Origin of the sequence: Vibrio sp. TRT 1302 (genome assembly GCF_050113875.1) — a bacterium.
Lineage (GTDB): Bacteria > Pseudomonadota > Gammaproteobacteria > Enterobacterales > Vibrionaceae > Vibrio.
In genome coordinates this window covers 73,811-91,502 of the sequence record NZ_JBNJOF010000001.1, presented here as the reverse complement: position 1 = coordinate 91,502, position 17,692 = coordinate 73,811, and the positions used below count along the sequence as shown (strand labels likewise).

At 43.8% G+C, this 17,692-nt stretch carries 21 protein-coding genes; 17 read left to right on the top strand and 4 right to left on the bottom strand.

From position 1 onward, the window contains the following. Positions 1 to 6 precede the first annotated feature (6 nt). The 3 genes from ACQEXP_RS00440 (at position 7) to ACQEXP_RS00430 (ending at position 1,595) form a co-directional block, all read left to right on the top strand. Complete coding sequence (locus ACQEXP_RS00440; RefSeq protein ID WP_426968011.1) at positions 7 to 276, top strand: hypothetical protein; 270 nt, start codon at positions 7 to 9, stop codon at positions 274 to 276. Between the two features lie 174 nt (positions 277 to 450). Beyond that, positions 451 to 1,173: a helix-turn-helix domain-containing protein gene (locus ACQEXP_RS00435; protein ID WP_426967462.1), complete on the top strand. Its 723-nt coding sequence runs from the start codon at positions 451 to 453 to the stop codon at positions 1,171 to 1,173. 38 nt (positions 1,174 to 1,211) lie between these two features. Further along, complete coding sequence (locus ACQEXP_RS00430; RefSeq protein ID WP_426967460.1) at positions 1,212 to 1,595, top strand: DUF3653 domain-containing protein; 384 nt, start codon at positions 1,212 to 1,214, stop codon at positions 1,593 to 1,595. A 601-nt stretch (positions 1,596 to 2,196) separates the two neighbouring features. Here the strand turns inward: ACQEXP_RS00430 and ACQEXP_RS00425 are convergent. Continuing rightward, on the bottom strand, positions 2,197 to 2,415 hold the full coding sequence (locus tag ACQEXP_RS00425; protein ID WP_426967468.1) for a hypothetical protein: 219 nt from the start codon (positions 2,413 to 2,415) through the stop codon (positions 2,197 to 2,199). Positions 2,416 to 2,492: 77 nt separating this feature from the next. After that, on the bottom strand, positions 2,493 to 2,924 hold the full coding sequence (locus ACQEXP_RS00420) for a helix-turn-helix domain-containing protein (protein WP_426967466.1): 432 nt from the start codon (positions 2,922 to 2,924) through the stop codon (positions 2,493 to 2,495). A 196-nt stretch (positions 2,925 to 3,120) separates the two neighbouring features. On the opposite strand from ACQEXP_RS00420, the gene ACQEXP_RS00415 reads away from it, so the two are divergent. From ACQEXP_RS00415 to ACQEXP_RS00400, 4 genes are all read left to right on the top strand, one after another. After that, entirely contained in the window at positions 3,121 to 4,692 is a 1,572-nt protein-coding gene (locus ACQEXP_RS00415) for a phage/plasmid replication protein, II/X family (RefSeq protein WP_426967464.1), read from the top strand. Between the two features lie 23 nt (positions 4,693 to 4,715). Then, positions 4,716 to 4,985 carry a hypothetical protein gene (locus ACQEXP_RS00410; RefSeq protein ID WP_426968011.1) on the top strand — a complete coding sequence of 90 codons (270 nt, stop codon included), beginning with the start codon at positions 4,716 to 4,718 and terminating at the stop codon, positions 4,983 to 4,985. 174 nt (positions 4,986 to 5,159) lie between these two features. Then, the gene (locus tag ACQEXP_RS00405) at positions 5,160 to 5,882 is read left to right on the top strand and encodes a helix-turn-helix domain-containing protein (protein ID WP_426967462.1); all 723 of its coding nucleotides are present in this window, start codon (positions 5,160 to 5,162) and stop codon (positions 5,880 to 5,882) included. A gap of 38 nt (positions 5,883 to 5,920) precedes the next feature. Then, entirely contained in the window at positions 5,921 to 6,304 is a 384-nt protein-coding gene (locus tag ACQEXP_RS00400; RefSeq protein WP_426967460.1) for a DUF3653 domain-containing protein, read from the top strand. Positions 6,305 to 6,661: 357 nt separating this feature from the next. On the opposite strand, the gene ACQEXP_RS00395 is transcribed toward ACQEXP_RS00400, so the two are convergent. Both ACQEXP_RS00395 and ACQEXP_RS00390 read right to left on the bottom strand, forming a co-directional pair. After that, the gene (locus ACQEXP_RS00395) at positions 6,662 to 8,032 is read right to left on the bottom strand and encodes an HD domain-containing phosphohydrolase (RefSeq protein ID WP_426967458.1); all 1,371 of its coding nucleotides are present in this window, start codon (positions 8,030 to 8,032) and stop codon (positions 6,662 to 6,664) included. Positions 8,033 to 8,133: 101 nt separating this feature from the next. Further along, the gene (locus ACQEXP_RS00390) at positions 8,134 to 8,490 is read right to left on the bottom strand and encodes a hypothetical protein (protein WP_426967457.1); all 357 of its coding nucleotides are present in this window, start codon (positions 8,488 to 8,490) and stop codon (positions 8,134 to 8,136) included. A 256-nt stretch (positions 8,491 to 8,746) separates the two neighbouring features. On the opposite strand from ACQEXP_RS00390, the gene ccoN reads away from it, so the two are divergent. The 10 genes from ccoN to uspE all read left to right on the top strand — a co-directional run bounded on the left by ccoN (position 8,747) and on the right by uspE (position 17,690). Beyond that, the gene (ccoN, locus tag ACQEXP_RS00385) at positions 8,747 to 10,174 is read left to right on the top strand and encodes a cytochrome-c oxidase, cbb3-type subunit I (protein WP_426967455.1); all 1,428 of its coding nucleotides are present in this window, start codon (positions 8,747 to 8,749) and stop codon (positions 10,172 to 10,174) included. Positions 10,175 to 10,187: 13 nt separating this feature from the next. Beyond that, positions 10,188 to 10,808: a cytochrome-c oxidase, cbb3-type subunit II gene (gene ccoO, locus ACQEXP_RS00380; protein ID WP_269376481.1), complete on the top strand. Its 621-nt coding sequence runs from the start codon at positions 10,188 to 10,190 to the stop codon at positions 10,806 to 10,808. Positions 10,809 to 10,822: 14 nt separating this feature from the next. Further along, positions 10,823 to 10,999, top strand: coding sequence for a cbb3-type cytochrome oxidase subunit 3 (locus ACQEXP_RS00375; RefSeq protein ID WP_269376480.1), 177 nt, complete (start codon positions 10,823 to 10,825; stop codon positions 10,997 to 10,999). Beyond that, on the top strand, positions 10,996 to 11,976 hold the full coding sequence (ccoP, locus tag ACQEXP_RS00370) for a cytochrome-c oxidase, cbb3-type subunit III (RefSeq protein ID WP_426967452.1): 981 nt from the start codon (positions 10,996 to 10,998) through the stop codon (positions 11,974 to 11,976). Before ACQEXP_RS00375 ends, ccoP begins: the two co-directional genes overlap by 4 nt. Positions 11,977 to 12,067: 91 nt before the next feature. Further along, a complete protein-coding gene (locus tag ACQEXP_RS00365) occupies positions 12,068 to 12,547 on the top strand; it encodes a FixH family protein (RefSeq protein ID WP_269376478.1) in 480 nt (159 codons plus the stop codon). Between the two features lie 6 nt (positions 12,548 to 12,553). Beyond that, positions 12,554 to 14,926 (top strand): heavy metal translocating P-type ATPase, encoded by a 2,373-nt coding sequence (locus ACQEXP_RS00360; protein ID WP_426967450.1) that lies wholly within the window; start codon positions 12,554 to 12,556, stop codon positions 14,924 to 14,926. Next, positions 14,927 to 15,091: a cbb3-type cytochrome oxidase assembly protein CcoS gene (gene ccoS / locus ACQEXP_RS00355; RefSeq protein ID WP_138971890.1), complete on the top strand. Its 165-nt coding sequence runs from the start codon at positions 14,927 to 14,929 to the stop codon at positions 15,089 to 15,091. After that, positions 15,088 to 15,762, top strand: coding sequence for a sulfite exporter TauE/SafE family protein (locus tag ACQEXP_RS00350; RefSeq protein WP_426967448.1), 675 nt, complete (start codon positions 15,088 to 15,090; stop codon positions 15,760 to 15,762). The genes ccoS and ACQEXP_RS00350 overlap by 4 nt, the downstream gene beginning before the upstream one ends. An 88-nt stretch (positions 15,763 to 15,850) precedes the next feature. Then, positions 15,851 to 16,600: an FNR family transcription factor gene (locus ACQEXP_RS00345; RefSeq protein ID WP_138971892.1), complete on the top strand. Its 750-nt coding sequence runs from the start codon at positions 15,851 to 15,853 to the stop codon at positions 16,598 to 16,600. A gap of 142 nt (positions 16,601 to 16,742) precedes the next feature. After that, on the top strand, positions 16,743 to 17,690 hold the full coding sequence (gene uspE / locus ACQEXP_RS00340; RefSeq protein ID WP_426967446.1) for a universal stress protein UspE: 948 nt from the start codon (positions 16,743 to 16,745) through the stop codon (positions 17,688 to 17,690). Positions 17,691 to 17,692: the final 2 nt, after the last annotated feature.

The window sequence follows — 17,692 nt, the reverse complement described above, 5'->3', positions numbered from 1 at the left end:
GTATTTATGGGCATCAGCCAACGCAGTGGCGTATCGAACAAAGGGCAGGGTAATCCCTACGAAATGAGCAAGATTCACCTTGCAATGCCGATTGATGAAATCAGCACTCCACATATGACCGCTTCGGGTATCGGTTATCAAGAGCGCCAGCTCGACATTGACCCGTTATGCATCTCTCAATTCCAACAACTCAAACCCTTTTCAAATGTCGATGTTAAGGTTGAGCCTAAACCAAATAACTTTAGCCAAACTTGGGTTGTTGGTCTCTTTCAGTAAATAAATAAAGGCTGTGCAACCTAGCGGTTACATAGCCTTTTTTGTATCTGGAATCTGTGCATGCGATAGATTCCAACTGCATGCAAACATTGCATGAACCCTTGCAGTGCAATGCCTAGCAACTGCTTTGCAACTGCAAATCAAGTGTTATCGATCCTATAGGAAACTTAAATTATGAATGTAAACCAACTTACCGGAGCACAGTTTTTTGATGCTCGAACTTTTATCGGAATGTCCATTTCTTCAGCGGCTAAATTATCTGGTTTAAACCGGAATGTGATCAGTCAATTCGAAAAAGAGAAGGCGACCTTAACCAGCAATGAGAAACGAAAACTTATCTCATTGTACGAAGAACGTGGTTACGACTTTGAACAATTGGAGTCGGCTAACGAAGACACTTTTGAGGCTAACATTGAGGACTCTAAGGCCAACCTTGCTCAGGCGGAGCCTAAAGAAGTTGGTCAGCGCATGATTGAATTGATGGATGATGTGTCCGACCTAATTACTAGCAAACTTGTTACGCCAACGGTTAACACTGGGCTTCAATTCCACGCTGAGATTGAAGAGAACAATGATACGTTGTCACTTTTGAATGATTACCAGCAACTCGACAAGCTAATCACTGAACATTTAACCAGTGACAAGGCCGGAGAGACAAAAGGCAAAGTAGGGTTCTTTGCTGAAGATGGTGAAGCACGTTCTGATAAGTTGATTGGCCTAATGGCGTTGCAATACATGCGCACGTTGGCTGCTACCGATTCAGAACTGGCGTTATTGACGTTGGGTGATGTTGCAGAGCGTGACAGCGACAACTATCGACTACTGAAGCGACTTGCTACGGTTTTTGATTACAACGCTTTAAAGCTGGATGGTGTTTCTTCGAAACTGGTTAAATAAACAGTAACACTTAAGAATGGAATCGCAGGTCTCCCGACATGACAACAAAAACAGAAAGATACCTAACGTTTAGGGATGAATTACATCAGTGTGGCTATTTACGGAGTCAGCTCAAAGAGTTGATGATGTATCACTTCGATAATTATGCGGAGTGTGCGGCTTATTTCGGTTACTCAGAAAGCTCAGTTAAACGTTGGGTCACAACAAACAAATGGCCCATAGCGGTAGCCCGTTTGCTACTGACCAAGCATCGAGGATTTCTACCAACAACCAGAGAATGGGCGGAGTTTAGAATTGATGGTGAATATCTGACAACGCCTTACGGCAAGAGCATTCACGCAAGAGAGCTTGCCTTATTACATATTGACTTTAGACGACGTCGTGAGAGTCGGTCTAACTTTACTAGGCTTCATGCTGTGTGATTTATTTCAAATGTTATTTCAAATAAACGCCTTTGGGACGCAACTCAAGGGCGTTTTTGTTTGTAGTGAGGTCAACTCACATAAAGTGTGATTTGGATGAGTTGATAGAATTTCTAAGCTAACATAAATGCTTCTTTATGGCAGTTGGCCTTGAAAGCTGTAACAAGAATCAAAACCCTAAAGTGCGTATTATGTAGTTTGGAATTATGTTGAGTGGTTCGCCGTAGGCCTGAACGAAAGCAAAGGGTGGGCGAACGAAGTAGTGATTCCGAACAGAGGGCAGCTCGCTGTCCGCCAGTTCGTGAAGATGGTGAGGGCGAATCGCTTTGCCAGTGAAGCCCGTAACATAATTTCCATAATACGCTGAATAATCCAGAACTGGACGCACCGAAAGGGGATCGTTTATCGATCCCCTTTCAGCGTTTAGATAACTAGCCCCGCAGGGATAAGCGATTGCGGAGCGAGAGCGCGGCACCAAGCCCCTGATGAACTTGTTGTAAGCTGCGGAATTGATGGGGCGCGGTTAGCAATACACTGAGCTTTAAGAATTCTACAAGCCATTTCCTACAAAGCCCTAGCAATCTTCTAGCGTGTAAAGAGGTTATTTGTGCATTCCTTTCAATCTATCATGTAGTGAATTGATGCTATCGACAAACCGCTCAAATTGCTCCCAATCGTCAAAAGAAACCCTATTGAGTAACTGACCAAATTCACCATCAGTTACATCTATCATCGGTTTAGCAATGCAATCTTTTACCTCGATGAAATTAGAACCTTCTTCACTATCTACTTGCTCTGAAAAAAAACTGATTGTTCCCATGTTTAGCTAACTCCTCAGTGGGTTTGTAGTGTTAAAAAGCCGCATGCTCTAATAGCGGCTTATGTTGTCATTTTGATTTATTCAATCAACGGGGCGTCAAATTCATCCATGATTCTATCTAGAAATTCATCCAGTTCTTTCTTTTGATCTGGTGTACTAGCGATAGTCTTAAGTGAGCCTAGTACCATGCCAAACGACATTTTTAGTGCTGACATGTCATAGTCTTTCTTTCTAGCCTCTCTAATCATGTCAGCCATAAGCATTTCAAACTTAGACTCTAGTACGCTGCCATTTCCATAGGCGAGAAACATGAGTGGGGTTCTGGTTGCCTCAGCGATGCTGACAATATCTTTAAACTTAGGCTCTGTTTTGCCTGCGGCTATGCGCTTTAAGGTACTAACACTTATGCCAGTGTATTCGCTAGTCAGATCATAACCACCATTATCTTTAATGGCGTGTTTGACACGTTCGGAAAGGGCGTCAATGCCACCAATCTCTTCAAAAATCATAGGTAAGCCTCATAGCATCGTTCTCGCTATTATATCCCAACTTTGTGAGGCTAGTTCTTTCTGGGTGCCAGATATGACCCTTATCTTGTTGTTTGCAAGGTCACTTTTGGTTGAATAGTGAATTTCATTTTGATAGCATAGTTGACACTTTAAATGACATTATTAGTGTCACAATTGATATTGACAGGGTTTTGACTTGTACGACTTTCTAGAAATTGCAATTCCACTTAAAGCTGAGTGCGTTACCGTAATGGGTGACTGTGGCTTCGTGGATTTTGAAAAACTAGGAAGAAAAACAGGTCTTAAGATCGCATCTGGATCTGTTGAATTTGCTATTGATGGTAGTGACCACACGATAACAGATGACCTTTATCATCCTTGGTCTCGAATCCCATCTTCATTTACTGATATTGCTTGTCGTGTATTTGATGCCTGTCCAAAAGCTAACCAGTTCTGGGCATATGCTCGAATCAAAGCTTCTCCAGCTAAGGTTATGCAGGGGCACAACGTGTACGGCTCCGACAATTTACGCCTATGTACTGAGTATTTACTGTCAGCGCTTCAAGAGGCTCAGCCAGAATTTTTTGACATGCTCGATGTTGGTTTAGCGGAGTTTCGACGTATTGATAGCACTTACTCGATCCAGTGCGAGAGTGAAGATGTCCTCAGACAAACAATTAAGGCACTTGGCAATATCTCTAACCGCTACCTAAAGCCAGCCCGTAATTCAGACTACGAAACTACGCTTTACTTCAACAAGGCTTCAGAAAGTACACCGGATGCCGGTCGCGCTTATGTGCTAGCAATCTACTCTAAGCTTGATGAAATCTCACACCAACTAACAGAGCTAAAACGTCGAGCAAGACGAGAGAAAACATCTCGCTATGAACGAGTGATAAACCAGCTTTCTGACTTTGAGTTACGTTCTTTTGCTGCTAATCGCTTGCGCTTTGAAGGCCGAGCGAAAAAACGTTTTCTAGAGCGTGTTGTTGGTACTTGTGGGGTCTGGAAAGTGATTCGTCATGCCGAACAATTTGAGCACATGAACAACTATTCATTCTGTGAGTGGATGTTTAAAGAATTGTTTAAAGACTTGCTTGAGGCGGTCAAGGGTGAAGAACTTGAGATATACAACGACTCAAAAATTAAAGCGTTGTTGCGTGATATGTACTCGATGGTAACGCCTAAAGGAAACATTTCTTATGCAAAGGCCGACCGCCTTTTTCGCTTCTACATGACGCTATGTGATCGTGGTTATGATGAGGTTAAAGCGCACTCTTCTCCATCGACTTTAGGTCGGAATATACGGGATCTAATGGCTATTGGTTTGTCGAAAGCAGATTTGCAAAACTTAAGTACGGGGGAGCGCATGCCACTTGCTCAAATTCTACAGTTTGATTTTGATAATCAGCGTCCAGGCGATTATGTAGAGCCTGAATCACCGCTTGCTAATGTTGATGATTCTTCCGCTTTAGCTGTGGCCTTTGGCGTGACAAGTCGACTTGCACATGAGTTTGGTTTGGCAGATGACCCAGCAGAGCGATTGAAGTCTTATCTAGGTTTGGGCGATGACTTTGATTTAGATCCTTTCTTAGGTGGAGTTGAAGTTCCAGTCTCCCCACGTGAATCAATATCACTGGTTATTTGGCCAGATGGTGAGTTAACTCTCACACGACACGAGCAACGAAAATTTAAACCTAATCCAATCACAAGGCACCTTAACCCGAAACCAGAACGGGACTATGAAAGCCTTATCACTAAACACTAGGACAAACTATGAAAGTTGTATTTATGGGCATCAGCCAACGCAGTGGCGTATCGAACAAAGGGCAGGGTAATCCCTACGAAATGAGCAAGATTCACCTTGCAATGCCGATTGATGAAATCAGCACTCCACATATGACCGCTTCGGGTATCGGTTATCAAGAGCGCCAGCTCGACATTGACCCGTTATGCATCTCTCAATTCCAACAACTCAAACCCTTTTCAAATGTCGATGTTAAGGTTGAGCCTAAACCAAATAACTTTAGCCAAACTTGGGTTGTTGGTCTCTTTCAGTAAATAAATAAAGGCTGTGCAACCTAGCGGTTACATAGCCTTTTTTGTATCTGGAATCTGTGCATGCGATAGATTCCAACTGCATGCAAACATTGCATGAACCCTTGCAGTGCAATGCCTAGCAACTGCTTTGCAACTGCAAATCAAGTGTTATCGATCCTATAGGAAACTTAAATTATGAATGTAAACCAACTTACCGGAGCACAGTTTTTTGATGCTCGAACTTTTATCGGAATGTCCATTTCTTCAGCGGCTAAATTATCTGGTTTAAACCGGAATGTGATCAGTCAATTCGAAAAAGAGAAGGCGACCTTAACCAGCAATGAGAAACGAAAACTTATCTCATTGTACGAAGAACGTGGTTACGACTTTGAACAATTGGAGTCGGCTAACGAAGACACTTTTGAGGCTAACATTGAGGACTCTAAGGCCAACCTTGCTCAGGCGGAGCCTAAAGAAGTTGGTCAGCGCATGATTGAATTGATGGATGATGTGTCCGACCTAATTACTAGCAAACTTGTTACGCCAACGGTTAACACTGGGCTTCAATTCCACGCTGAGATTGAAGAGAACAATGATACGTTGTCACTTTTGAATGATTACCAGCAACTCGACAAGCTAATCACTGAACATTTAACCAGTGACAAGGCCGGAGAGACAAAAGGCAAAGTAGGGTTCTTTGCTGAAGATGGTGAAGCACGTTCTGATAAGTTGATTGGCCTAATGGCGTTGCAATACATGCGCACGTTGGCTGCTACCGATTCAGAACTGGCGTTATTGACGTTGGGTGATGTTGCAGAGCGTGACAGCGACAACTATCGACTACTGAAGCGACTTGCTACGGTTTTTGATTACAACGCTTTAAAGCTGGATGGTGTTTCTTCGAAACTGGTTAAATAAACAGTAACACTTAAGAATGGAATCGCAGGTCTCCCGACATGACAACAAAAACAGAAAGATACCTAACGTTTAGGGATGAATTACATCAGTGTGGCTATTTACGGAGTCAGCTCAAAGAGTTGATGATGTATCACTTCGATAATTATGCGGAGTGTGCGGCTTATTTCGGTTACTCAGAAAGCTCAGTTAAACGTTGGGTCACAACAAACAAATGGCCCATAGCGGTAGCCCGTTTGCTACTGACCAAGCATCGAGGATTTCTACCAACAACCAGAGAATGGGCGGAGTTTAGAATTGATGGTGAATATCTGACAACGCCTTACGGCAAGAGCATTCACGCAAGAGAGCTTGCCTTATTACATATTGACTTTAGACGACGTCGTGAGAGTCGGTCTAACTTTACTAGGCTTCATGCTGTGTGATTTATTTCAAATGTTATTTCAAATAAACGCCTTTGGGACGCAACTCAAGGGCGTTTTTGTTTGTAGTGAGGTCAACTCACATAAAGTGTGATTTGGATGAGTTGATAGAATTTCTAAGCTAACATAAATGCTTCTTTATGGCAGTTGGCCTTGAAAGCTGTAACAAGAATCAAAACCCTAAAGTGCGTATTATGTATATTATGTTAAATGAAGTATTGATACAGCTAAGCAATTGCCCCGTTTAACTGACTCTACTGCGTTTGTCGCCTAAGTCATTCAACATAATTGATTTACCATAAAATACCTAATAATCAGTAAGATAATCAAAGATTCACTTACTGATTATTAGGTTCTTTTTTAATGACCAAATTCCAGCTGGTTATTTTTAACTAGATTCATACATGTATCAATTACTGTTGCGTCAAATGCCGTACCTCGACCTTCACACAAAACTTCAATCGCTTTATCTAATCCTAATGCAGGCCTGTAAGGTCTGTGAGATGTGATTGCTTCTAGTACGTCAGCGACCGCAATAATTCTTGCTTCTAGGATGATTTCATCTCCCTTGAGTCCATTTGGATAACCAGAACCATCGAGTCGTTCGTGATGCTGTAATATCATTTCGCCAATTGGCCAGATAAACTCCACTTTTTCTACGATGTCATAGCCAACATTTGGATGTGTTTTAATTATTTCGAATTCTGGCTTACTCAATCGCCCAGGTCGATTCAAGATTTCCATAGGCACCATGACTTTTCCAATATCGTGCAACATAGCACCGAGTTTGATCCCTTCTATTACTTTTTCGTCGAGACCCATTTCTTCGGCGATGCGAACCGCAATTTGCGATACCCGCTTTTGATGGCCTGCAGTATAAGGATCACGAAAAGCCAACGTTGCGGCTACAGCATCAATAGTCTCAATTAAGGATGTATAACGCGTCTTTTCTTGGGCAATTTTTTCTAATTCAGCTTTTTTAGAGTGCGTTATGTCCTGTACCGCGCCTAAAGCTCGAATTGGACGACCTTGTGAATCGCAAATAAACTCACAAAATTCACGCACTACGCGTGTTTTTTTGTCTGATTGTCGAATGACGTGATGTTCGACTTCATAACTTGATGCCGTTTCTAGAGCATCACTAAAGCGAGTATTAACGAGCTCTTTATCCTCGCAAGGCAAACAATCGAGAAAGGCTTCGTAAGATGCACCGAATGATGTTTTTTCGATGCCAAACATGGTGTAGATTTCCTCAGACCACTGGAGTTCACCCGTAATTAGGTCGAGATTCCAATGCCCAAACTGCGCCAGTCGTTTAGCAACACTAAGCAGTTGCTGGTTTGTGCTTAAATCTTCTTCCTTTATATGCTCTTCAGTGGTGTCAATGGCAAAACCGTGGATTCCTAAAGTTTCCCCAGTCGGTCCTCTAAGAATAATTTCACTGATCAGCAATTGTTTGATTGCGCCGCTTCGATCTGAGACAACGACTTCAAATGAAGGATGGTCTTTTTTGCTTTCTAACTCATGTCGCTTTTGTTGAATGGCCTGAAGAATGGTTTCCAAGTACCCTTCTTTATCACGGTGTTTTGACTGATTGTAGATTTCTTCCGGGTAACACCCTAGCACAGCAAGAACTGAATCACTGATATAGGTAATTTGATTACGTTCGTTGCTGGCGTAGAAGAAAAAGTCAGACTGACTGCGTGACAACATCCGTTTGGAATTGGCCATTTATCGCTTTCCTTTCAATTAATTACTGTGAGTATAGTTAAACTGCAGTATTAATCGAGCGATGAGTTTGTGAGCTAGAGCTAACTCTAAATAAGCGGTGGTTAGAATCGTATTGTGGCTATCGGTTTGTGTGTATTACCAACGATGTTTAATTCTAAATCTTCTAATTTTTCAGCTTCGATTACCCACATATTTGCATCTTCAAGCACTTTAACTGAATTATCAGGCGCAATAATTTTCAAATCCGTTGCTGACTTGTTAATCAATAGGCGATCTTTTGTACGCTTGGCGGCAAATTCGTTGCCGTTAACAGTAAAAGTACAGTTTGTTTTCAATCTGCAATCGATTATTTCCCCATCGCTGAATGTGATCGTACGCCAAATAAACGCTGTAATTAGTAGGGTTAACATGATGATTATTTGAACAAAACGTCCACGCGTCAGTTTTTCAGCTGCCATTTAAGGGGTTCTCCGTGTAACAAACTTCAAAGTTTTAAAATAAAAGGCCAAAACCTGACCGACTGTAAGGTTACTACTCTGTCATTGAATTGTTAAATGCAGTATAGTTGGCGGCTGAAAATGCCACTTTTTTTTAAAATCGGCAAGAATATTTAACCGACTGAATAGGTTCTATTTTCTTAACGGTTTGGGTGGCATTACGACATGTGTCGTGTTGGAAGTAAAGTGTAGTTAATTAGAAATTGGAAGCATGCAAATGAGCCAAGAAAAGCAGCTTGAACAAAACTACAACTATACAGTCGTTCGTCAGTTTACCTTAGTGACTATTCTCTGGGGTATTGTTGGCATGGCTGTTGGTGTTTTGATTGCCGCTCAATTAGTTTGGCCACAGCTAAACTTTGATACGCCGTGGTTGACGTACAGTCGCTTACGTCCTCTGCATACTAATGCGGTTATTTTCGCGTTTGGTACAAGTGCCCTATTCGCAACGTCTTATTACGTTGTTCAGCGTACCTGTCAAACTCGTCTATTTGGTGGCCCTCTTGTCGCCTTCACCTTCTGGGGTTGGCAAGCCATTATTTTAGCAGCAGCAATTACTCTGCCATTAGGTTTTACCTCTGGTAAAGAATACGCTGAGCTAGAATGGCCAATCGATATTGCCATCGCAGTTGTCTGGGTTTCTTATGCGATCGTGTTCTTCGGAACATTGATTACCCGTAAGACCTCTCACATCTACGTAGCAAACTGGTTCTTCGGTGCCTTTATTATCACTGTTGCGGTACTTCACATCGTAAACAGCATGGCAATCCCTGTCTCAATGGGTAAATCGTACTCGATTTATTCGGGCGCAGTGGATGCGATGGTACAGTGGTGGTACGGTCACAACGCAGTAGGTTTCCTACTGACGGCTGGTTTCCTAGGTATGATGTATTACTTCGTACCTAAGCAAGCTGAACGTCCAGTTTATTCTTACCGTCTGTCTATCGTTCACTTCTGGGCATTGGTTTCTCTGTACATTTGGGCAGGTCCTCACCACCTACATTACACTGCACTTCCAGACTGGACGCAGTCACTAGGTATGGTGATGTCACTTGTTCTATTCGCTCCTTCTTGGGGTGGTATGATCAACGGTATCATGACTCTGTCAGGAGCATGGCACAAACTACGTTATGACCCTATCCTACGTTTCCTAATCGTGTCTCTATCGTTCTACGGTATGTCTACGTTCGAAGGTCCAATGATGTCTATTAAGACAGTTAACGCACTGTCTCACTACACAGACTGGACTATCGGCCACGTACACTCTGGCGCATTAGGTTGGGTTGCTATGGTATCTATCGGTTCGGTATACCACCTAGTTCCTCGCCTATTCGGTCAAGAGCGCATGTACTCTGTTAGCCTAATCAATACGCACTTCTGGTTGGCAACTATCGGTACTGTACTGTACATCGTAGCAATGTGGATTTCGGGTGTTATGCAAGGTCTAATGTGGCGTGCAGTTAACTCTGACGGTACATTGACTTACAGCTTCGTTGAGTCAGTTCAAGCGTCTTACCCATTCTACTTCGTACGTTTCCTAGGTGGTTTCATCTTCCTAACTGGTATGTTCCTAATGGCATACAACACGTACAAGACGGTAACAGCGCCAAAAGATAGCCTAAAAGCTATCCCTCAGCCGGCATAAGGAGATTTAAAGAATGAGTTCTAATTCTAACAATCGCCACGAAATTGTTGAACGCAATGTCGGTTTACTCGCGATTCTTATCGTTTTTGCTATTAGCTTGGGTGCGCTTGTTGAGATCACTCCGCTAATTTTCCAGAAACAAACTACTGAGCCAGTTGAGAACCTACGTCCTTACACTGCGCTTGAAATGGAAGGTCGTGACGTATACATCCGTGAAGGCTGTAACGTTTGTCACAGCCAGATGATTCGTCCATTCCGTTCTGAAACAGAACGTTACGGTCACTACTCTGTTGCTGGTGAAAGTGTGTATGAGCACCCATTCCTATGGGGTTCTAAGCGTACAGGTCCAGATCTAGCACGCGTGGGCGGTCGTTACTCTGACGAGTGGCACCGTGTACACCTTATTGATCCTCGTGAGTTAGTTCCTGAGTCAAACATGCCTGGTTTCCCATGGCTTGCAGAGAATGTTCTTGATGGTAAGGACACTCAGAAAAAACTAACTATTTTCCGTGATCAATTCGGTGTTCCATACACTGATGAGCAGATCGCTAATGCGTCTAAAGATGTAGAAGGTAAAACTGAGATGGATGCCATCATCGCTTACCTTCAGTCTCTTGGTCACGCAATGAAGTAATTAAGGTGGTATTTATGGACATTGGTACTATTCACAGTATTTGGACCATAGTGCTTTTTGTGAGTTTTATTGGTGTGGTTTGGTGGGCTTACGGTAAGAGCCGTCAAGCTCGTTTCGACGAAGCCGCTAACCTTGTATTCGCTGACGAAGAGCAAGCACCTTCTAAAGAACAAGGAGTGACTAAGCAATGACTACATTTTGGAGTCTTTGGATAATCATCATTACAGTCGGTACACTTCTCGGCTGTGCTGCTGTCCTTTATTGGTGCCTTAAAGATAAAATGGGCGTCGAAGAAGGTGCAGATATGGGTCACGAATACGATGGTATTCGTGAATTGAACAACCCACTTCCTAAGTGGTGGACCTACCTATTTGTTGGTACGTTTGTATTTGCTGCGATTTACCTAACGCTTTACCCAGGTTTAGGTAACTTCAAAGGCGTTCTAGGTTGGCAGAGTTCTGACCAAACTGTACGTTCAGTCGAAGAGTCGAAAGCTTCTATCGCTGCATCACAAGAGAACAAGCATCTAGTTCAATACGCAAAAGAGTTAGACGATGCACAAGCCTACTTTGGTGAAGCATTTAAGAAACTTGCTTACGTAGATGGTTCATCTGAACTGCGCCCTATCCCAGAAATCGCTGCGGATGGCGAAGCAGTTAAAGTAGGTCAACGTTTGTTCCTGCAAAACTGTTCACAATGTCACGGCTCAGATGCTCGTGGTCAGAAGGGTTTCCCTAACCTAACTGACGACGCATGGCTGTACGGTGGTGAACCTCAAGCTATCGTTACGACTGTAATGAATGGTCGTATCGGTCAAATGCCTTCATGGAAGGATGCTCTAGGTGAGCAAGGTGTGAAAGAAGTTGTGAGCTACACACTGAGCCTATCTGGTCGTTCTGTGAATGCACGTGAAGCTGAAGCAGGTAAAGCACGTTTTGTTGTATGTGCTGCGTGTCACGGTACTGACGGTAAAGGTAACCCAGCTGTGGGTGCTCCTGACCTAACAGACCAAGACTGGTTGTTCGGTGGCTCTCGCGCGGATGTAACTGAAACAGTGATGAACGGTCGTTCTGGCGTAATGCCGGCTTGGAAAGATATTCTAGGCGAAGACAAAGTTCAGCTAGTTTCAGCTTACGTTTGGAGCTTGAGCAACTCAGATAATAAGTAACATTTCAATAACAGCCCCTTTTTAAGGGGCTGTCTTTCCTTTACAGTTAAAGCCCTAATATCTTTCATTTTTTTTCATTGAGAACTTTTTTATGGTAAAGCCTTGGTATAAGCAGTTCTGGCCGTGGTTCCTAATCATTCTGCCACTCACCGTTGTTGTATGGACGATCATCACCGTTATCGTTTTTTCACAGAATTCTGTTTCATTAGTGACTGAGGATTACTATAAAAAAGGCAAAGGCATCAATATCGATATCTCTAAACTGAATGTGGCGAAAGAGCTCGGTCTTAGCGCGGCTGCATTCTCCCAGGATAACGAAGTTGTGATTCAATTTGATAAAGGTCAACTAGACCACTATCCAGCGATAACGGTCATGTTTGCTCACCGTACACTACCGGACCGTGACTTCAGCCGACTACTTACTTCTGATGCGAGCGGGCAATATCGCTTTAAGTTAGATCAAGAGCTACAAGGACCTTGGTTTATTGAACTTACGCCGCATGATCAACAGTGGCTGCTACAAGGTCGTGTCACTTTCCCATCTTCGACTCCAGTACAACTAGCGAACTAATAGCTTATGTGTAAATCGTGTTACCACTGCGGTGAAGAAGTACCAGTCAACACGGACTATAAAGTAGAGATTCTGGGCGATATCAGAGAAATGTGTTGCCCAGGTTGTGAGACCGTCGCTCAGACGATCGTTGATAGCGGTTTAGTCTCATACTACCAATATCGCACCGCACCTGCCGAAAAAGCAGATCTCGTTCCTGAACAGTTACAAGCATTAATTCACTACGACAATGATGATGTTCAGTCAGAGTTTGTCCGCAATAGCGAACATTGCTCTGAGGTCACTCTCTCGCTTGATGGGGTTTCTTGTGCAGCTTGTGCCTGGTTGATTGAAAAACAGGTATCAAACAAATCGGGTGTGGTCTCTATTCGTGTCAACACAACCACAAACCGTGCGTTGCTGGCTTGGGACAAAACTCAGGTTCGTCTTAGTGAACTGTTGTCGTTAATCCACCAGTTAGGTTATAAAGCGGCACCGTTTGAAGCAGATAAGCAGGAAGCCGCTTATCATCAGCAGATGAAGCAGTATCTGTATCGACTCGGCATAGCTGGCTTGGCAACGATGCAGGTTATGATGCTTGCGGTTGCGCTCTACCTAGAAGTCTTTGGTGACTTAGAGCCCGAGTTTAAAAACTACTTTCGCTGGGTGAGTCTAATATTTGCCACGCCAGTGATGCTCTACTCTGCCTTGCCGTTTTATATCAACGCGTGGCGAAGTATTCGCAGCCGTACACTCGGTATGGATGTCCCTGTGTCCATTGCCATGATCTTCGCCTATTTCGCTAGTTTGGTCGCAACAGTGACTGAAAAAGGAGAAGTGTTCTTCGAATCTATTTCGATGTTTGCATTCTTCTTATTGGTTGGCCGCTTCTTGGAAATGCGCGCTCGTCGTAAGGCTGCGGCTGCGAGTGGAAACTTGTTGAAGTTAATCCCTGCGATTGCGAACAAGTTAAATGGTGACCAAGTACCGGTGAAAACATTGAAAGTCGGTGACCAGATCCGCGTTCTCCCCGGTGAACATATTCCTGCAGACGGTAAGATAATTTCTGGACGCGTCCACATCGACGAATCCATGCTTACAGGTGAGTCTTTACCTGTGGTCAAGCAAGTGGATGATTATGTGTTTGCAGGGACATTAAACGGTGAAGAATCGTTCGAACTTGAGGTGACCTCTTCAAAAGCTGACTCAATGATTTCGAATATTGTTCGTCTTCAGGATGAAGCTCAGTTATCTAAGCCCAAAATTGCGGAGATCGCTGATATTGTTGCACGCTATTTTGTAGCGGTGATCCTCATTATTGCTGCAGGTACTTGGTTTTTCTGGCACTCAAGTCGTCCAGATGACGCGTTTTGGATCATGTTATCGGTTTTGGTTGCGACGTGTCCGTGCGCGCTTTCACTTGCTACGCCGACCGCTTTGACATGCGCGACATCCAGAATGGGTAACCTTGGTATTTTGCTGCGTAAAAGCCATGTATTTGAAACTTTGTGTAAGGTTAACCATCTCATTATCGACAAAACAGGGACACTTACCCATGGCGATATCGAGATCAATGAAGTGGATGTGCACGGCGAACTTGATAAGCAACAAGTTTTAGCTATTGCTGCGTCACTAGAGTCGCACGCTAACCACCCTATTGCTCGCGCATTTAAACAGTACGCAGATACCGACGTTGTCGTCGATGACGTAGAAAACGTGATTGGTTCAGGGATTAAGGGACGTTATCAAGGTTCAGAGGTCAAAATCGGTAGCGCACACTATGTGTTGGGTGAAGCAAAGCTCGCACAAGCGAATTCGGTTTATCTGTCCTTAGATGGCATTCATGTTGCGACATTTAGTTACCGCGACCCAATACGCGCTGAAGCAAATGAGTTTGTAGAGAAGTTCCAGCGTTCGGGTGTCAAAATTACGCTTTTGACTGGCGATACCAGTGAAAACGCGCACCTTGTAGCGAGCAAAATTGGTATTCAAGACGTGGTTGCAGGTGCAAAACCACAAGATAAGCTGAATTACCTCAATAATGTCGACGCCAAAGACATCACCATGATGATTGGTGACGGCATTAATGATGCTCCAACGCTTGCTGGCGCTCATCTATCGGTGGCAATGGGCGGTGGTGCTGACGTCGCTAAAGCCTCCGCAGATATGGTGTTACTCGGTGACAGGCTTGACCGAATTTTGGAAGCTCGTGAACTGGCTTTGCAAACACGTAAGATCATTCGCGAAAACCTAGCTTGGTCGCTTGGTTACAACCTGCTGATCCTGCCACTTGCCGTTGCGGGATTTGTTGCACCCTATTTTGCAGTTGTCGGTATGTCTGCGAGCTCAATTATTGTAGTATCTAACTCTCTACGCTTGCTCAAAGAAAAAGGTAAATAGATGGAAAGCCTTTATATACTCATCCCTATTGCTATCGTGCTGGTCTGTGTCGCTGTTGCGGTCTTTCTGTGGGCAGTAAGAAGTGAGCAATTTGAAGATCTTGAACGTCAAGGTCATAACATTTTGTTTGATGAAGACGAACGCAAAGAGAATCCGCCTAAGTGAGCATTGATTGGTTAGGTGCTTTTTTCATCGGCCTTGTGGGAGCTGGCCACTGCATGGGAATGTGCGGAGGTATAGCGTCCATGCTGACAATGGGACAATCGCAACCATCGAAATGGATTCCGTTGTTCTATAACAGTGGTCGCTTAATTAGCTACGCTGTCATTGGCGCCATCGTAGGTGGCGCCTTTTCGACAATTTCACAAGTTAGCCAACTTAACGATGCATTGATCTGGTTGAGACTTGCAGCCGCGCTATTTATGGTTCTACTGGCCTGTTATATCGGTCGTTGGTGGCAAGGCTTACTTCACATTGAAAAACTTGGTCAAGTTATCTGGCGATTTATATCCCCTGCTGGTAAATCCCTGTTGCCACTCAAATCTTCATTTCATGCGCTTCCATTTGGATTTGTTTGGGGCTGGCTTCCATGCGGACTCGTTTATTCAACGTTAACATGGTCAGCCGTATCCGGAAGTGCACTCAACGGTGCGTTAGTCATGCTAGCATTTGGGGCCGGAACCCTACCCGCGATGCTGCTTGTAGGACATGCTGCGACCTCACTCCATAAGCTTCAAAACTCTGATATATTTCGTCACATTGTTGCATTTACTATCTTAATCTATGGCCTGTATACAGGCTATGGTGCGCTGTCTTTGCTTAACATTAGTTTTTAGTCGGCTGTTTTTATGCGCTTTTTTCCACTATCCTTTAGTCGTAATGGGTGCTAAAATATTGATGTATATCAAATAGTGAAAGGTTGTTATGATTTCTGAAAAGCCTGCAACAAAGCGCATTCAATCTGGTGGTTGTGCAATCCACTGTCAAGACTGTAGTATCAGTCAGCTTTGTATTCCGTTTACGCTCAATGAATCTGAACTCGATCAACTCGATCAAATCATCGAACGTAAAAAGCCAATCCAGAAAGGACAGGAATTGTTTAAAGCAGGAGATGACCTTAAATCTCTTTATGCAATCCGTTCAGGTACGATCAAAAGTTACACCATCACAGAACAAGGGGATGAGCAAATTACTGCTTTCCACCTAGCGGGTGACCTAGTAGGTTTTGATGCAATTACTGGTGATTTGCACCCTAGCTTTGCTCAAGCGCTAGAAACCTCGATGGTTTGTGAGATTCCGTACGAAATTCTTGATGACCTTTCAGGTAAAATGCCGAAATTACGTCAGCAAATCATGCGTTTGATGAGTAACGAAATCAAAGGCGATCAGGAGATGATTCTTCTGCTATCGAAAAAGAATGCTGAAGAGCGTTTAGCGGCATTCTTGTACAACCTTTCTACTCGTTTCTCTCAACGTGGTTTTAGTCCACGTGAATTCCGTCTTACCATGACTCGTGGTGATATCGGTAACTATCTTGGACTTACCGTCGAAACGATTTCTCGTCTCTTGGGTCGTTTCCAAAAGTCAGAAATTCTAAGTGTTAAGGGTAAATACATTACTATTCTTAACCACGATGCGCTGATGGAACTGGCTGGCGTTTCAAAAGAATCATAATAATTTTCAATGATGTAGCTCGTTTTTCAGCATGATGATGAGCTACATCATACTTCTCTCACATTCCTCCAATTATTTCTAAAACTCTACGCCCAACTAAGCTACATTAATCATATACCCTCCTCGTCTCTAAGGAGTCAATATGAGTATCTACAATAAGATTTTGGTCGTTGCCGACATTAATAAAGATGAACAGCCAGCCTTAGCTCGTGCTATGCAACTTGCAGCGAAAAGTCGATCTCCAAGCCGGGTAACCTTCTTTCTTTCTATCTACGATTTTTCCTATGACATGACGTCCATGTTATCTGTCGATGAACGGGACGCAATGCGTCGTGGCGTCATTCAGCAGCGCGAACAATGGATGCGTAAAATCGCCAAAGATTACATTAATGACGACGTCGACTTCGATGTTCGCGTGGTATGGCACAACCGCCCTTATGAGGCGATTATTGCTGAGGTATTTGCCGGCGAACACGACATTGTTATTAAGGGAACACGTAAACACGATGTGCTCGAGTCGGTGATTTTCACTCCGACTGACTGGCATCTATTACGTAAATGTCCATGCCCTGTTCTGCTAGTGAAGAACGCTGATTGGCCAGCAGATGCGAGTATCTTGGCTTCCGTTCACGTTGGTTCAGAGAACGATACTCACCTTGGCCTAAACGATGCCATGGTAGAACAGCTCAATAGCCTCACTGAGCGGTTAGGCGCCAAACCTTATCTGGTCAATGCGTACCCTGTTACTCCAGCAAACATTACGATTGAGTTACCCGAATTCGATCCAGCGACCTACACCGACGCGGTACGTGGGCATCATCTTACTGCGATGAAAGCTCTGCGTCAGAAACACGGTTATGACGAGGAACAAACTGTTGTAGAACAAGGATTACCTGAAGACATCATTCCTGAAGTCGCTGAGCGACTCAATGCTGCGATGGTTATCATTGGCACGACGGGCAGAACAGGATTGTCAGCCGTCTTTATTGGTAACACAGCGGAGCACGTGATCGATAAGATTAATTGCGATGTGATGGCGTTGAAACCACAAGGTTATATCAGCCCGCTCGATCCAAAAACCGCTATCTAGCG

Excerpts from the sequence above, each read along its gene's own strand:
- ACQEXP_RS00440 (WP_426968011.1), top strand. The coding sequence starts at position 7 with ATGGGCATCAGCCAACGCAGTGGCGTATCGAACAAAGGGCAGGGTAAT.
- ACQEXP_RS00435 (WP_426967462.1), top strand. The coding sequence starts at position 451 with ATGAATGTAAACCAACTTACCGGAGCACAGTTTTTTGATGCTCGAACT.
- ACQEXP_RS00430 (WP_426967460.1), top strand. The coding sequence starts at position 1,212 with ATGACAACAAAAACAGAAAGATACCTAACGTTTAGGGATGAATTACAT.
- ACQEXP_RS00425 (WP_426967468.1), bottom strand. The coding sequence starts at position 2,415 with ATGGGAACAATCAGTTTTTTTTCAGAGCAAGTAGATAGTGAAGAAGGT.
- ACQEXP_RS00420 (WP_426967466.1), bottom strand. The coding sequence starts at position 2,924 with ATGATTTTTGAAGAGATTGGTGGCATTGACGCCCTTTCCGAACGTGTC.
- ACQEXP_RS00410 (WP_426968011.1), top strand. The coding sequence starts at position 4,716 with ATGGGCATCAGCCAACGCAGTGGCGTATCGAACAAAGGGCAGGGTAAT.
- ACQEXP_RS00405 (WP_426967462.1), top strand. The coding sequence starts at position 5,160 with ATGAATGTAAACCAACTTACCGGAGCACAGTTTTTTGATGCTCGAACT.
- ACQEXP_RS00400 (WP_426967460.1), top strand. The coding sequence starts at position 5,921 with ATGACAACAAAAACAGAAAGATACCTAACGTTTAGGGATGAATTACAT.
- ACQEXP_RS00395 (WP_426967458.1), bottom strand. The coding sequence starts at position 8,032 with ATGGCCAATTCCAAACGGATGTTGTCACGCAGTCAGTCTGACTTTTTC.
- ACQEXP_RS00390 (WP_426967457.1), bottom strand. The coding sequence starts at position 8,490 with ATGGCAGCTGAAAAACTGACGCGTGGACGTTTTGTTCAAATAATCATC.
- ccoN (WP_426967455.1), top strand. The coding sequence starts at position 8,747 with ATGAGCCAAGAAAAGCAGCTTGAACAAAACTACAACTATACAGTCGTT.
- ccoO (WP_269376481.1), top strand. The coding sequence starts at position 10,188 with ATGAGTTCTAATTCTAACAATCGCCACGAAATTGTTGAACGCAATGTC.
- ACQEXP_RS00375 (WP_269376480.1), top strand. The coding sequence starts at position 10,823 with ATGGACATTGGTACTATTCACAGTATTTGGACCATAGTGCTTTTTGTG.
- ccoP (WP_426967452.1), top strand. The coding sequence starts at position 10,996 with ATGACTACATTTTGGAGTCTTTGGATAATCATCATTACAGTCGGTACA.
- ACQEXP_RS00365 (WP_269376478.1), top strand. The coding sequence starts at position 12,068 with ATGGTAAAGCCTTGGTATAAGCAGTTCTGGCCGTGGTTCCTAATCATT.
- ACQEXP_RS00360 (WP_426967450.1), top strand. The coding sequence starts at position 12,554 with ATGTGTAAATCGTGTTACCACTGCGGTGAAGAAGTACCAGTCAACACG.
- ccoS (WP_138971890.1), top strand. The coding sequence starts at position 14,927 with ATGGAAAGCCTTTATATACTCATCCCTATTGCTATCGTGCTGGTCTGT.
- ACQEXP_RS00345 (WP_138971892.1), top strand. The coding sequence starts at position 15,851 with ATGATTTCTGAAAAGCCTGCAACAAAGCGCATTCAATCTGGTGGTTGT.
- uspE (WP_426967446.1), top strand. The coding sequence starts at position 16,743 with ATGAGTATCTACAATAAGATTTTGGTCGTTGCCGACATTAATAAAGAT.